This window comes from Variovorax sp. MPBD4-3, assembly GCF_058809745.1.
Map to the genome: position 1 here is coordinate 1 of NZ_JBXASW010000049.1, position 14,120 is coordinate 14,120.

Consider the following 14,120-nt stretch of genomic DNA (forward strand, 5'->3'; position numbering starts at 1 on the left):
CCCCCATCCCGGCCTTCCCCCAGCGGGGGAAGGAGCAATACGGGGCCACTGCCGGGCGGTTCACCGGAGCATGAGAAAATGTCCGGTTTCCCCCGAACACAGTCAGGACACCCCATGGACGCAGAACAGATCAACCAAATCGGCGCAATGCTCGCGGACCTGAGCGCCCGCACGGTCGATTTACGGAGGTATCTTTGACTACGATGCCAAAGCTGAACGACTGAGGACAGTCAACGCATCGCTCGAAGACCCGAACGTCTGGAACGACCCGAAGAAGGCCCAGGAGCTGGGCAAGGAGAAGAAGTCGCTCGACGACGTGGTCGTCACGCTCGACCGTCTCACCAACGGGCTGTCGGACAACACCGAACTCTTCGAGATGTCGAAGGAAGAAGGCGACATGGACGGCCTGCAGTCCATCGCCGATGACGCCGCCGCGCTCGAAGCCGACATCAAGCAGCTCGAATTCCGCCGGATGTTCAACAACCCGGCCGACCCGCTCAACGCCTTCATCGACATCCAGGCCGGCGCCGGCGGCACCGAGGCCTGCGACTGGGCCAGCATGCTGCTGCGCCAGTACCTGAAGTACGCAGAGCGCAAGGGCTTCAAGACGCAGATCGAAGACGAAACGCCGGGCGACACCGCCGGCATCAAGGGCGCGACCATCAAGGTAGAAGGCGACTACGCCTTCGGCCTGCTGCGCACCGAAACGGGCGTGCACCGCCTGGTGCGCAAGTCGCCGTTCGACTCGTCGGGCGGGCGCCACACCAGCTTTGCCAGCATCTTCGTGTACCCGGAAATCGACGACTCCATCGAGATCGAGATCAACCCGGCCGACGTGCGCACCGACACCTTCCGCGCCAGCGGCGCCGGCGGCCAGCACATCAACAAGACCGACTCGGCCGTGCGCCTGACGCACATTCCGACCGGCATCGTGGTGCAGTGCCAGGACGGCCGCAGCCAGCACAGCAACCGCGACGTGGCGTGGAAGCGCCTGCGCTCGCGCCTGTACGACCACGAGATGCGCAAGCGCCAGGAAGAACAGCAGAAGCTCGAAGACAGCAAGACCGACGTGGGCTGGGGCCACCAGATCCGCAGCTACGTGCTGGACAACAGCCGCATCAAGGACCTGCGCACCAACGTCGAAGTCTCGGCCACCCAGAAGGTGCTGGACGGCGACCTCGACGTGTTCATCGAAGCCTCTCTCAAGCAAGGCGTGTAACCCCAATGAGCCCGATGCACGGCAAGGTCGAAGCCTTCATCTTCGACATGGACGGCACCATGATCGACTCCATGCCCTGGCATGCGCGGTCGTGGATCGAATTCGTGGCGCGCCACGGCCTGAAGCTCGACGTGAGCGACATCCTCGCGCGCACCACCGGCCGCACCGGCACCGAGTGCATGCGCGAGCTGTTCGAGCGCGAGCTGTCCGATGCCGAGTGCCTGGCCATGGTGCACGAGAAGGAAGAGATCTACCGCGCCATGTTCCACGACAACTTCACCGAAGTGGCCGGCTTCACCGCCTTCGCCAAGGCGGCAGAGGCGCGCGGGCTCAAGGTGGCGGTGGGCACGGCGGGCGACAAGCACAACATCGAGTTCGCCATGTCCCGGCTGAAGATGGACCCGCTGCCGCTGGCCATCGTGGGCGGCGACGAAGGCTTCACCGGCAAGCCCACGCCCGCCATCTTTCTCGAAGCCGCGCGCCGCATCGGCGTGGCGCCCGAGCGCTGCATCGTGTTCGAAGACGCGCCCTTCGGCATCGAGGCCGCGCGCCGCGGCGGCATGCGTGCCGTGGCCGTTTGCAGCACCCATACCGCCGCCGAGCTGGCAGGCCCCCACGTGATCGCCGCCGTTCGCGACTACAACGAACTCGCCCATTCAAATTTTCTGGAGACCCTCGATGCTGCAGCGTGACGCCCAAGGGCAACCCATTGCCATTCGCCGCGAAGACTATGCCGCTCCGGCCTACTGGATCGACACCGTCGACCTGACCTTCGACCTCGACCCCGCCAAGACCCGCGTGCTCAACCGCATGCAGATGCGCCGCAACCCCGATGTGCCGGTGCAGCCGCTGCGCCTGGACGGCGACGAACTGAATCTGGCGCGCGTGCTGGTCAACGGCCAGGGCGCGTCGTTCCGCATGGAAGGCGACCAGCTCGTCATCGACGGCCTGCCCGATGCCTTCGAGCTCGAGATCTTCACCACCTGCTGCCCCATCAAGAACACCAAGCTGATGGGCCTGTTCGTGAGCGAAGACACCTTCTTCACGCAGTGCGAGGCCGAGGGCTTCCGCCGCATCACCTATTTCCTCGACCGTCCGGACGTGATGGCGAGCTACACCGTCACGCTGCGCGCCGCCAAGGCCGCCTACCCGGTGCTGCTGTCGAACGGCAACCTGGTCGAACAGGGCGAACTGCCCGAAGGCCGCCACTTTGCCAAGTGGGTCGACCCGTTCAAGAAACCCAGCTACCTGTTCGCCCTGGTGGCGGGCAAGCTGGTAGCGCGCGAGCAGCGCATCAAGGCGCGCAGCGGCAAGGACCACCTGCTGCAGGTGTACGTGCGCGCCGGCGACCTCGACAAGACCGAGCACGCGATGAACTCGCTCATCAACTCGGTGCTGTGGGACGAGGCCCGCTTCGGCCTGCCGCTGGACCTGGACCGCTTCATGATCGTCGCCACCAGCGACTTCAACATGGGCGCCATGGAAAACAAGGGCCTGAACATCTTCAACACGAAGTACGTTCTGGCCAACCAGGCCACCGCCACCGACGCCGACTACAGCAACATCGAAAGCGTGGTCGGCCACGAGTACTTCCACAACTGGAGCGGCGACCGCGTGACCTGCCGCGACTGGTTCCAGCTCTCGCTGAAGGAAGGCCTCACCGTCTTCCGCGACCAGGAATTCAGCCAGGACCTGTGCGCCGACGCCTCGGCCCGCGCCGTGAAGCGCATCGAAGACGTCCGCGTGCTGCGCACCGCCCAGTTCCCAGAAGACGCGGGCCCCATGGCCCACCCGGTGCGGCCCGACAGCTACATCGAGATCAGCAACTTCTACACCGTCACCATCTACGAAAAGGGTGCCGAGGTAGTGCGCATGATGCAGACGCTGGTCGGCCGCAAAGGGTTCGAGAAGGGCATCACGCTCTACTTCGAGCGCCATGACGGCCAGGCCGTGACCTGCGACGACTTCGCGCAGGCCATTGCCGACGCCAACCCCGACTCCGAACTGGCCCGCCTGCTGCCGCAGTTCAAGCGCTGGTACAGCCAGGCCGGCACGCCGCGCCTTGCGGCCCACGGCGTGTACGACCCCGCGAACCGCAGCTACACCCTGAGCGTGGTGCAGAGCTGCCCGCCCACACCGGGCCAGCCGGTCAAGGAACCCTTCGTCATTCCGCTGAACGTGGGCCTGCTCGACGCCAACGGCCGCGAACTGCCGCTGCAGCTCGAAGGCGAAAGCGAAGTGACGCGCGGCACGCGCACCCTGGTGCTGTCGCGCGCCGGCGAGCAGATCACTTTCGTAGGGCTGGACGCCGAGCCCGTGCCTTCCATATTGCGCGGCTTCAGCGCGCCGGTGATCCTCGACTTCGAGTACACCGACGCCCAGCTGCTGACCCTGCTGGCCAACGACCCCGACCCGTTCAACCGCTGGGAAGCCGGCCAGCGCCTGGGCCTGCGCGCCGCGCTGCAGGGCATTGCCGCCCTGGCCACCGACACCACGCCGGTGCTGAACGACGCCTACATCGACGCCATGCGCAGCGTGCTGCGCAACCCGCAGCTCGACGCCGCCTTCAAGGAACTGGTGCTCACGCTGCCGTCGGAAACCTACATTGCCGAGCAGCTCGAAGTGGTCGACCCGCAGCGCGTGCACCTGGTGCGCGAAGCCATGCGCGCCCAGCTGGCCACCGCCCTCTTCGCCGACTGGCAACAGGCCTACGAAGAAAACCACGACACCGGCGCCTACAGCCCCGACCCGACCTCGTCGGGCCGCCGCGCGCTGGCCGGCATGGCGCTCAACTTCCTGTGCCTGGCGGCACGCGCCTCCGGCGACGTGGTGTGGCCGGGCAAGACGCTGCAGCGCTTCAAGGACGCGGGCAACATGACCGACCGCTTCAACGCGCTCAACGCGCTGGTGTCGTCGGGCCACACCCTGGCGGCGCAGGCGCTGGCGCGCTTCCACGCCATCTTCAAGGACGAGGCGCTGGTCATCGACAAGTGGTTCTCCCTGCAGGCCGGCGCCAGCGACCGCGGCGGCGACATCCTGCCGCTGGTCAAGCAGCTGATGAAGCACCCCGACTTCTCGCTGAAGAACCCCAACCGCGCGCGCAGCGTGATCTTCAGCTACTGCAGCGCCAACCCCGGCGCCTTCCACCGCCCCGACGCGGCCGGCTACGTGTTCTGGAGCGAACGCGTCATCGAACTGGACGCCATCAACCCGCAGGTGGCCGCGCGCCTGGCGCGCTCGCTCGACCGCTGGAGCAAGCTGGCCGAGCCATACCGCAGCGCCGCGCGCGAAGCCATTGCCCGCGTGGCCGCAAAGCCCGACCTGAGCAAGGACACCCATGAAGTGGTGACGCGCGCTCTCGCCGGAAACTGAAGCAACCGAACCCCACAAGACACATGGCTCAACAAAAGATTTCCCTCACCCGCTACCTCGTCGAACAACAGCGCGCCGACGGCCTCATTCCCGGCCAGCTGCGCCTGCTGCTCGAAGTGGTCGCCCGTGCCTGCAAGAGCATCAGCCAGGCCGTCAACAAGGGCGCGCTGGGCGGCGTGCTCGGCACGGCCGAGAGCGAGAACGTGCAGGGCGAGATCCAGAAGAAGCTGGACATCATCGCCAACGAAGTGCTGATCGAAGCCAACGAATGGGGCGGCCACCTCGCGGCCATGGCCAGCGAGGAAATGGAATCCATCCACGTGGTGCCCAACCGCTACCCGCAGGGCGAATACCTGCTCATGTTCGACCCGCTGGACGGCAGCAGCAACATCGACGTGAACGTGAGCATCGGCACCATCTTCAGCGTGCTGAAGAAGCCCGACGACCACCCCGGCGTGCAGGAAAGCGACTTCCTGCAGCCCGGCACCCAGCAGGTGGCCGCCGGCTACTGCATCTACGGCCCGCAAACCACCCTGGTGCTGACCGTGGGCAACGGCGTGGCCATGTTCACGCTGGACCGCGAGCAAGGCAGCTTCGTGCTGACGCAGGAAGACATCCAGATTCCGGCTGACACCAAGGAATTTGCCATCAACATGAGCAACATGCGCCACTGGGACGAGCCCGTGAAGCGCTACATCGACGAATGCCTGGCCGGCAAGGAAGGCCCGCGCGGCAAGGACTTCAACATGCGCTGGATTGCCAGCATGGTGGCCGACGTGCACCGCATCCTGATGCGCGGCGGCGTCTTCATGTATCCGTGGGACAAGCGCGAGCCCGAAAAGGCCGGCAAGCTGCGCCTGATGTACGAGGCCAACCCCATGAGCTGGCTGGTCGAGCAGGCAGGCGGCGCCGCCACCAACGGCAAGCAGCGCATCCTGGAGCTGCAACCCTCCAAACTGCACGAGCGCGTGAGCGTGATGTTGGGTTCTAGAAACGAAGTTGAGCGCCTGACGAAGTACCACGCAGAGAAAGCCTGATTTTTTGTCTATAATCTGAGGCTTCGCCGGTGTAGCTCAGTCGGTAGAGCAGCTCATTCGTAATGAGAAGGTCGGGTGTTCGATTCATCTCTCCGGCACCAAAACTAAAAGCCCGCTATCCACAAGGTAGCGGGCTTTTTCCGTTATGCGGGATTCATGCCGGCCATTCGGCGAGCAGCTCGCCAACGCGCTCCGGCGAGTTGTAACCGGCTTGAATCAGTATCTCGGCAATATCTCTGCCGCAGATGAACACGATCGGATGACGGTCATCACGCACCTCCTCGTAGGCTTGTCTTGCAATCAATGACGTGGTTACCAAGATGCCGAACTGCCGGTGCCTGATCCTAGAGATCAAACGAGCGACCTCACGCACGCCAACCGTGTTCGCCGTCACGCCTTCGGACGCGGGCCGATAGCACTTCGCCTCCAAGGCAAACTCCGCGTAGACCGGGTCACCACTCAGTCCGAGCAAGTACCTGCCGATTGCGTCCCGTCCTCCATCCACACTGCCCCTAGTGATCTCATCAATGATCACGCGCCGATCTGAGAGCTGATAGATCCGGGCAGCAAAAGACTCGAACGCATGTGGCGAGTCTTTGAAATGGGTCCAAACCCGCTCCAGGATTGCCGCTTTGAGGGCCGTATCCGGACGCTGCTCGCTTTCGCTTCGGATCACTTTCGTTGGTTCGGAGGTCAGCGGCATGTAGACCCCAGTCTCTATCCATGAACGCCATGCGCTAGGCGCAACTGCTGGCGCAACCGCCGAAGCCGAGAGACTATTGATCCACGCGCGCGAGACCGTCGCCGCGTTGAGAACCGTGAAAACCGAGCGGTAGTTCTGGAATCGCTCCCCCGCAGTCGTCTTCCAAACGGCCACCAAGTCTTCTGCCATGGGAAGACCTGGAAAGCCCGGCACCGCGAGCCCCTTGAACTGGACAGACCGATTGCTCTTTGCAGTAGGGCATTTGGTGAAGACAAAGAACGGCGGCACCTCCGCCCTCTTCGCCGCATCTCCATGAGCGCTCTCAAAGGCCGCCTTCAAAAGAAGATTGCCGCGTCGCGTGGTGTCATGAAGATCGTGGCCCGGCGTACGGTTGTCGCCGTAGTAGATGAACTGCCCGGTGTTCAAGTCCAAGCGATCGGGCCAGTCACCTTCTTCTCCGCTGGAATACAGAACGACAAACCTCTTCTTCAAGCCTGGGCCCGACGCTCTGAATCCACCCTGGTTGCCCGCCCCGGGAAGCAGTTTGGCGATCGGGTCACTGCCCGTGTTGCTGGCGCTCCCCCCTTCATAAATCGCATCCACGACAAGGTCGGCCGTCGGCAAGTCGTCGAAGCTGAATATGCGGGTCATGTCGCAGCAGAGGGTCGAGGCAGATTGGTCAAAAATGTGCAGGCGATAGGCGCCAGTGCATAAATTTAACAATCTTTAAACAACTCAACCCAACTCATAGGGTCGATCCCCGATGAAATAGGGCGCTGCCACCCCATCCTGGCTACATTGGTTTCATAGAGCCTCGCCTGAAATTTGCCGGCGGCTTCGCGCCGACCTCGACCCAGGTTCTAGGACTGCTCTCCTTCGGCGCACGAACTAGGGAGGGGACGCTGGCGACAGCGCTGATGAAGAGGCGGCACCCCCCTAATTTGCTGGGTGCCTCCGCCTAGCGGCCGATTGCTAGTCAAGCCCTCGGCAGGTCCGTCGCATTGATCTGCTTCAGCAGTTCCTGAGAGAGTTGCGCCGCATCGTCGGCAAGGTCTGCCGCGATCCACATGACGCGGTCTCGATGCATTGCCCCGATCGCGTCGAACCAATCACATCCGTCCCCGTAGCAACACTTCAGCAAGGATTGCAGTTGGGACAACTTTTTCTCAAGAAGATCAGCCGCGTCGGATGAGGCGTTTGCGCTGTGGAAGGTGGGCGCGTTTTGCCCGGCGATAATTTGATCAGCCATTTGGTGTGCTGCCTTTCCAAAGATGTGCACGTCAGGTGGTCAGACGGCCATGGTGTTAGCGCACCTTGGCCGTCGCCTTTTGTGCCTCACATCGACATCGCGCGGTGTGCATCGATGTCTCGCCGTGAGGCGCGGCGACCAACAAATGTACGAAGGGAAGTGCCGCATTGGGCACACCGTGGCACACGAACAATGCGTATCCGCGCAATTTGCCCGCACCCGGAACTCGCTGCTATCGAGGCATCCGCTTCTGCAGTTCCGCGCAGGTTAGCTGAAGGCCATCAGCGTGCATTGCCAACGGCACGCAAAGCGTCCTTTCCAGGCTCTTGAGCCACTGGAAGAAGCCGGCGGTGTGCACTTCGTCGGCCTCGGTCATCTCGAAAATTCCGTTGCTCGCATGCGATCGCTGGACGAGTTCGATGAGCGAGACGAACGACGCAAGATCCTCCGCGATGTCGGCAGTGTCCAGTGCGCGTATATCGCGGATCAGGCTCAGTTCTTCCTGCATCGGCATCACGGTCGGCCGCGCTGCCCAATATGCCAATAGTTTGCCGGGAGCAATTGCGGTCATGGGCTTACAGGCTCTCGAAGAAGCAGGCTGGCACTGTGCCATCTACTAGTCCCTTGTCGAGCATGAGTACGTACAGCCGGGGCCATCGCTCAGCGCCGCAGCATCGAGCGGTAGTGGTCCGCGAGTGCGCCGGAAGAAAGCAGAGCACCGGCGATCTTCGTCAGTACCTGCACGTCGCCCTCCTCCTTGCGGAAATGAACCGTGACGCTGGATGGAAGCAGCACCACTTGGTCAAAGGAACATTCGGTCTGACCACAGGCTCAGTCGCCGAACGCCACAAGCCCTGCGCCCTTGCTCACCGCTCCTTCAAAGATGCCGCGCATCGCGTCGAACGCCGCAAGCGCCTGGCGGTTGCCGCCGAGTTCTCCCACATTCGAAGTGAAGATTTTCAGCAGCGTTGCAACCTGTGCAGGCGTCAACAGGGAATCTTCGAAATACTTGAAACTTGCACCGGCCTTGCTGCCCTTGTCGAACAAGACGGCCAGCGAACGGTGCGCATCGAGTTCGATGGAACCCGCCAGTTCCAGGCTGCCCGGGTCTTCGGGCATGTCCGTTGTGGAGGGGTCTGTGTAGTAGATGTCCAGCATAGTCAGTCCAGCGGGTGGAAGGTTCGAACGGTTCCGTCTTCGTTGACGGTGGCGCGATAGCGTTTGTATTGTCCGTCGTACTTCAGCCGGGACTCGAACACGGCCTTCCCCTCGTAGCTCGACTCCTTGCCGTGCTTGAGCGTCTTGCCCAGCAGCGAGGAAATCTCTCCCTGGCTCATGCTGGAGTTGAACTTTGACTTGTTGGGGAACCGCGCCGGGTCGACGTGTCGGTCGTAGATGTGCTTCCAGCCCGAGGTGGCGTTGCCCTGCTCCAGCGTGAAGTTGCGGCTGCCCCTGTTGAAGCCGACCGGCCGTGCGAGCGTCTCGCCGCAGATCCAACCCAGCGGGTCGATCCATCGGATGGGGTTGGGCGAGTAGCTATGCAGGTTGTCGCCGCCCGCAAGCCCGATCGGGTCAGGGCTGATGAACCGCCCAATGTCCGGGTCATAAAACCGGAAGGTGTTGTAGTGCAGCCCCGTGTCCCGGTCCAGGTACTGGCCCTGGAAGCGCAGGTTCTGCTCGATGGCCTGGGGCACCGTGCCGGTCGATGCAACGGCGCGGCCATTCAGGGCCGTAACCTCCCACTGCTCGGTAACGGTCGCGCCCCATGTCCTGTAGTTCGCGCGCCAGCACAGCTGGCCTTCGTTGTTGCTCAGTTCTTCCGGCAGGCCGGCGGTGTCGTTGTGAAAGTGAAAGACCTGCGCCGTGGTCGATGCCGAGGCGGGCTCGGCCTTCGCATCGAGCCGCGCCACCGGCACGTGGCTGCCCGCCTCGTACACGTAGCTCACCACCTGCGAGCCCCTGCGCTCCTCTATCAGCCGCATCCCCTCCCAGATGAACCGCGTGCTGCCGAATGCGTCGTGCTTGGCCACGCGACGCCCCATCGCGTCGTAGTCGAAGCGCGTGAGCTGCGTGGTGGCTTCGGGCGTGCCCGGGCGCCGGGTGGTGTGCACGGCCACAAGGCGGCTTTCCTCGTCCCACTCGAAGCGCTGCTCTGTGTGCCTGCCCGCCTTCTTGCGCACCAGCCGGCCATGGCCGTCGTAGCTGTAGCGCTTGTCCTCGAACACGCGCACGAGGTTGTCGCGCACGTAGCCGGGCGCGCCAGACGATGGGTCGAGCAGGTTGCCCGCGGGGTCGTAGGCGAAGCGTTCGCTGTTGGCGGCAGCCGCGCTGTGCACGGTCTGCTCGATGCGTCCGGTGGCGTCGTATCTGTGCGCTGTGGTGCCCTGCAGCGAATGCCGGCTCTGCCGCAGTTCGCCCACGGGGTCGTAGCTGTATTCCTTCATCAGCCCGTCGAGCACGCGGGCGCCGGGGGTGCCGGCGCTGTCGATGGCCTGGCGCCAGCCCGGGTCCTGGGTGGTGAAGGCCGCGTCCAGCCCGCCGGCCCGGCACCACGACGCGGCGCGCCGGCCCAGCGGGTCGAGCGCGAAGCGGGTGTGCAGCGCGCCCTGGCTGCGCGCCACTTCGCGGTGCAGGTCGTCGCGCTCGATGTCGCTGATGAGCTGGTGCACCTCGGGTGCGTCGCCGTGCCGCTGCGACAGGTTGACCTGGTGCAGGTGGCCCGAGCCGTAGTACAGGTAGTTCAGCGCGCGCTGCACGCCCGGCTGCGACGCGACGGCGGGCAGCACGGTCTGCGTGCGGTTGCCGAGTTCGTCGTGCGCGTGGCGCAGGGTGTGCGTCTCGCCGGTGAGCTCGTCGATGGCGGTCTCTTCGATGAGGCGGCCGAGCTTGTCGTAGGCGAACACGGTGCGGTGCAGCGCGCGCACTTCGCCGCCGGTGCCGGGTTGCAGCGCCTCCAGCTTGACCGCCTCGGTCAGCCGGTCGAGCTGGTCGTAGCTGTAGCGGTAGTGGTGGCTCCCGGTGCGCTTTGCGACGAGGCGGCCCACGGCGTCGCGCAGCAGTTCGGTGCGCAAGGGCCGGCTCGCGGCGGGCCGTGGCGCGGTGCCGTCGTGGAGCGCGAGGTCTTCGTCGCCGATGCCCGGCACATGGGTGATGCACACCGGCCAGCCGTTGGCGTCGTATTCGACCTGCACGCGCGTGCCGCCCACGCGGCGCTCTTCCACCACGCGGTTGGCGGCGTCGCGCACGAACTCGAAGTGCAGGCCGTTCTCGTTGACGAGTGACTGCAGGCGCTGGGCGCTGTCGTAGTGCCACGCGATGCGGCGCCCCTCTGCGTCCTGCCGCGCCAGCGGCTGGCCGCGCAGGCCGAATGCGAACTGCGTGCTGCGGCTCAGCGCATCGGTGGCAGCCACGATGCGGCCGGCTGCGTCGCGGCGGAACGACTGGTGGCTCTGGTCGGGCAGCGACACCGACAGCAGACGCCCCATGGCGTCGTGTGTCAACCGGGTGCGTTGGCCCGCGGCATCGGTCACGCTCTGCAGGTGGCCCCAGCCGTCGTAGGCGTAGCGCGTGGTCTTGCCGGAGCAGTCGGTCAGGGAGAGCAACTGCGCGCACTCGTTCCAGGCCATGCGGTTGGTGCCGCCCTTGGCGTCGGTCACGACGATGGGCAGGCCCCGCCTGTCGTAGGCGTACTCGGTGGTGCGGCCCAGCGGGTCGGTCTCGCGCACCAGGTTGCCCTGGTCGCTGTAGGCGTAGGTCCATGTGCTGCCGTCCGGCAGGGTCTCGCGCCATGGCTCGCCGAACTCGGTCCAGCCGGTGCTCCGGGTGCGGCCCAGCGCATCGGTGCGGCTGCTCATGAAGCCCATGGGGTCGTAGGTGCAGCGCGTGGTGGCACCGCCGGGCTCGGTGATGGCGACGAGCTGGCGCAGGTCGTTGTACTCCGCATGCCACTGGCGGCCGGCCGCGTCGGTGTAGTCGGTGACCTGATGGTCGGCGTTCCAGTGCCAGGCGAACTCGCGGCCGAGCTGGTCGACGACCAGTGTCTCGCCCAGCGCCAGTGCGTCGTCGGCGGCGGGGGGCATGCGGCGCACGGTGTAGCTCTCGCCGTCGTTGGTCCAGTGGCGGGCCACGTGTGCGTCGCCGGCCGAGCCGCGCCACTCGTAGTGGCACTCCAGCCCCGCAGCGTCGGCGTGGAAGCTCATGAGGCCCTGGGCGTCGTAGCCGAAGCGGCGTACCACCGCGCCGTTGCGATCGGTCACGTCGAGCAGGCGGCCTTCGGCATCGTGGCGGTAGGCGACCAGCACGCCCGGCAGTTCGCCGGGTGCGCCGGCGGCCAGGCGCACCGCGGCCAGCCGGCGGCTCTCGCCCGGGTAGTCGAGCGCCAGCAGGCGCCCGGTGCTGTCGGTCAGCGCCGCGAGCCGGCCCAGCGCGTCGTGGCGCAGGTCGATGAAGTTGCCGTTGCGGTCTTCGAGTCGCGCGAGCTTCAGCGTCTGCGCGTGCGGCCCGCCTTCGGCCGGCGGCTCGAACATGAAGAACAGGCCGCCCGGCACGTGAATGAAGTAGTGGCCGCCTTCGGTGCGGCACAGGTCCAGGCCGTCGCGCAGGCTGTACTGGCGGGTGCCGGGCTCGATGTCGGGCAGCACCATCGGGCGGCCCTGCTCGTCGATGAGCGTGACGATGGGCTGGCCTTGGTCATCGCTGCCCAGGCGCAGCTCCATTGCATAGGGCAGGCTCCAACCCTGCCCCAGCGCGCCGTCGCGGCGAAGGTCGTGGCTGCCGTAGAAGCGCTGCCAGGCAATGGGCAGCGGCCCGGGCAGCGTGAAGTCGAGCTCGCTCTCCCCACCCAGGAACTTGCCGCCCGTCGCCGCATGCACCGGGTTGCCAAAGGAGCTGACCATGCCGTGGATGCCCATGCCCAGCCCCACCGCGCCTTCGATCAGGCAAGGCAGCGCGTTCTTGCCCTGGCGCGCGAGCTTGGGCAGGCAGCGCAGGCCGCGGTAGATCATGACCAGGTTGAACACGGTCACCAGCACCTTCGAGATGAGCGGCACCTCATCGGCCACCTCGCGCACGCGCGCGGTCGGCCCGCCGATGAAGACGGTGGGCGAGCCTTCGCTCACCTTGGCGCCGCATTCGGTGTGGTCGTCCTTGCGAGAAGCGACGCCCATGTTGACGAACACGGTCTCCGCGCCCTCGGCAAGAAGGATCTGCGGCGAGTCGTTCTTGCAGCTCACGGTGTCCATCGGCATCTCTGGCGAGGCGCGCGCGGCGCCCATGGCCTTGCTGTCGATGAACACGTCAGACGATCCGCTGGTGATCATGCCGGTCACGGTGAGGGTCTCGGGCACCAGCGCATCGGCGATCGACTCGCCCAGGCTCGCGCCGAGATAGCCGCCGGCCATGCGCGCGCCCACCACCACGGCGCCCGCCACCAGCGGCCCCGCAAGCCCCCCGGTGCCGACCACGGCGGCCGCCGCCAGGCCCGCGGCAAAGCCCACCGCAATGCCGCCGATCAGCCCGCCCGCGAACTTGGCCCAGAAGCGCGCGTGCGCATTGGTGTGAGCAATGGGGTCGTGCAGCCGGGCGGCGGGTTTACCGGCCATGGGTCTTCGTGGCCTTCATGGAGATGTCAGGCCCTGGGCTGAAAACTCTCGAGCGTGCGCCGCCACAGCGCGAGCGCATCGGCATCGAAGGGCACGGGGCTGCTGGCCGTGAGAATGAGCACGGCCTTGCCCGCCGGGTCCTGCGGCAGCACGAACACGGCCTGGCGCTGGTGCAGCGCCTGCCCGTTCTGCCTGAACTGCGTGGCGAGCTCGATGGCCCGCAGGCTCGCGATGGCCGGGCCCACGGAAATGTCGGTGCGCGACACCTCCTTCAGCTGGCTCACCTGGCGCGTCAGGTCGTTCATCTGCCGCGTCACGAACTGCGCCAGGCTCTCCTGCTCGCGCAGCGCGTCGCGGCTCACGATGAGCGTGGTGCCCGAGCCGTCGGGCATGGCCAGTACGTTCATCGTGCGGTCGATGCGCCCGTCGTCGGGCACGTCGAACCGGCCTTCCTGGATGTGGTACTTCATCAGGCTGCTTTCTTGCGGGTGTTCTACGTGGGGTCGAAGGCCACGAAGGCCAGGCAATCGGGGTTGCGCTCGGTGAAGCCGAACGACAACCGGCCCCAGCCGCGCGTGGCCGTGTGGCTGGTCGATTCATCGAGCGAACGGCCGCGCGGCACGCCGGTGATCTCCAGCGCGGGGTAGTGCTGGCGCACTTCGGCCAAGGGCACGCAGCGGCCTTTGAGCTCCAGCACCAGGAAGCCGGGATGCGCGCCTTCGCGCTTGATGCGCAGGTCGATGCGCGCAAGCTCGGCGCCATCCACAAGGCGCACCGGCGTGCCTTCGAAGAACTGGAACACGGTGCCGCCTTCGGCATGCGTGTCGCTCAGGGTGGTCGACAGCGTGCGGCCCACCTTCTGCATGGAGAACGGCAGCTGCGCCGCCAGCGCATCGATGGCCTGCCAGAGCGTCATGGCCGTGGCTTGCGGGTTCATGGT

Annotated in this window: 12 protein-coding genes and 1 tRNA gene; 5 read left to right on the forward strand and 8 right to left on the reverse strand. The window is 65.7% G+C overall.

Annotated elements, in window-relative coordinates; all coding sequences use genetic code 11:
• The first annotated feature begins 114 nt into the window (after window positions 1-114).
• From prfB to AC1RVW_RS23320, 5 genes are all read left to right on the forward strand, one after another.
• Window positions 115-1,219 (forward strand): peptide chain release factor 2 gene (gene prfB / locus AC1RVW_RS23300; protein WP_106937221.1). Its coding sequence is split into 2 segments (ribosomal slippage): window positions 115-195 and window positions 197-1,219, totalling 1,104 coding nucleotides; the frame shifts between segments, so codons are not numbered across the junction.
• A 5-nt stretch (window positions 1,220-1,224) separates the two neighbouring features.
• Entirely contained in the window at window positions 1,225-1,911 is a 687-nt protein-coding gene (locus tag AC1RVW_RS23305; protein ID WP_493202794.1) for an HAD family hydrolase, read from the forward strand.
• The gene (pepN, locus tag AC1RVW_RS23310; RefSeq protein WP_106937219.1) at window positions 1,898-4,591 is read left to right on the forward strand and encodes an aminopeptidase N; all 2,694 of its coding nucleotides are present in this window, start codon (window positions 1,898-1,900) and stop codon (window positions 4,589-4,591) included. The genes AC1RVW_RS23305 and pepN overlap by 14 nt, the downstream gene beginning before the upstream one ends.
• 23 nt (window positions 4,592-4,614) lie before the next feature.
• A complete protein-coding gene (locus AC1RVW_RS23315; RefSeq protein WP_106937218.1) occupies window positions 4,615-5,628 on the forward strand; it encodes a class 1 fructose-bisphosphatase in 1,014 nt (337 codons plus the stop codon).
• A gap of 25 nt (window positions 5,629-5,653) precedes the next feature.
• Window positions 5,654-5,729 (forward strand) — tRNA-Thr (locus tag AC1RVW_RS23320).
• 53 nt (window positions 5,730-5,782) lie between these two features.
• On the opposite strand, the gene AC1RVW_RS23325 is transcribed toward AC1RVW_RS23320, so the two are convergent.
• From AC1RVW_RS23325 to AC1RVW_RS23360, 8 genes are all read right to left on the reverse strand, one after another.
• Window positions 5,783-6,982, reverse strand: coding sequence for a restriction endonuclease (locus AC1RVW_RS23325; RefSeq protein ID WP_106937217.1), 1,200 nt, complete (start codon window positions 6,980-6,982; stop codon window positions 5,783-5,785).
• Between the two features lie 325 nt (window positions 6,983-7,307).
• Window positions 7,308-7,580: a hypothetical protein gene (locus AC1RVW_RS23330; RefSeq protein ID WP_199851897.1), complete on the reverse strand. Its 273-nt coding sequence runs from the start codon at window positions 7,578-7,580 to the stop codon at window positions 7,308-7,310.
• 232 nt (window positions 7,581-7,812) lie between these two features.
• Complete coding sequence (locus AC1RVW_RS23335; protein WP_159053725.1) at window positions 7,813-8,151, reverse strand: hypothetical protein; 339 nt, start codon at window positions 8,149-8,151, stop codon at window positions 7,813-7,815.
• 89 nt (window positions 8,152-8,240) lie between these two features.
• Window positions 8,241-8,375, reverse strand: coding sequence for a hypothetical protein (locus AC1RVW_RS23340; RefSeq protein ID WP_267898700.1), 135 nt, complete (start codon window positions 8,373-8,375; stop codon window positions 8,241-8,243).
• 36 nt (window positions 8,376-8,411) lie between these two features.
• A complete protein-coding gene (locus tag AC1RVW_RS23345; protein WP_106937215.1) occupies window positions 8,412-8,738 on the reverse strand; it encodes a hypothetical protein in 327 nt (108 codons plus the stop codon).
• A 2-nt stretch (window positions 8,739-8,740) separates the two neighbouring features.
• Window positions 8,741-13,180, reverse strand: a complete 4,440-nt coding sequence (locus tag AC1RVW_RS23350) for an RHS repeat-associated core domain-containing protein (RefSeq protein ID WP_106937214.1) — start codon at window positions 13,178-13,180, stop codon at window positions 8,741-8,743.
• Window positions 13,181-13,206: 26 nt separating this feature from the next.
• Window positions 13,207-13,650 (reverse strand): DcrB-related protein, encoded by a 444-nt coding sequence (locus AC1RVW_RS23355; RefSeq protein ID WP_106937213.1) that lies wholly within the window; start codon window positions 13,648-13,650, stop codon window positions 13,207-13,209.
• A gap of 23 nt (window positions 13,651-13,673) precedes the next feature.
• A complete protein-coding gene (locus AC1RVW_RS23360) occupies window positions 13,674-14,117 on the reverse strand; it encodes a hypothetical protein (protein ID WP_106937212.1) in 444 nt (147 codons plus the stop codon).
• Window positions 14,118-14,120: the final 3 nt, after the last annotated feature.

Bases quoted from the DNA above. Each gene is read 5' to 3' on its own strand.
- AC1RVW_RS23305 (WP_493202794.1), top strand. From the start codon at position 1,225: ATGAGCCCGATGCACGGCAAGGTCGAAGCCTTCATCTTCGACATGGAC.
- AC1RVW_RS23355 (WP_106937213.1), bottom strand. From the start codon at position 13,650: ATGAAGTACCACATCCAGGAAGGCCGGTTCGACGTGCCCGACGACGGG.
- pepN (WP_106937219.1), top strand. From the start codon at position 1,898: ATGCTGCAGCGTGACGCCCAAGGGCAACCCATTGCCATTCGCCGCGAA.
- AC1RVW_RS23345 (WP_106937215.1), bottom strand. From the start codon at position 8,738: ATGCTGGACATCTACTACACAGACCCCTCCACAACGGACATGCCCGAA.
- AC1RVW_RS23315 (WP_106937218.1), top strand. From the start codon at position 4,615: ATGGCTCAACAAAAGATTTCCCTCACCCGCTACCTCGTCGAACAACAG.
- AC1RVW_RS23335 (WP_159053725.1), bottom strand. From the start codon at position 8,151: ATGACCGCAATTGCTCCCGGCAAACTATTGGCATATTGGGCAGCGCGG.
- AC1RVW_RS23330 (WP_199851897.1), bottom strand. From the start codon at position 7,580: ATGGCTGATCAAATTATCGCCGGGCAAAACGCGCCCACCTTCCACAGC.
- AC1RVW_RS23325 (WP_106937217.1), bottom strand. From the start codon at position 6,982: ATGACCCGCATATTCAGCTTCGACGACTTGCCGACGGCCGACCTTGTC.
- AC1RVW_RS23360 (WP_106937212.1), bottom strand. From the start codon at position 14,117: ATGAACCCGCAAGCCACGGCCATGACGCTCTGGCAGGCCATCGATGCG.
- AC1RVW_RS23350 (WP_106937214.1), bottom strand. From the start codon at position 13,180: ATGGCCGGTAAACCCGCCGCCCGGCTGCACGACCCCATTGCTCACACC.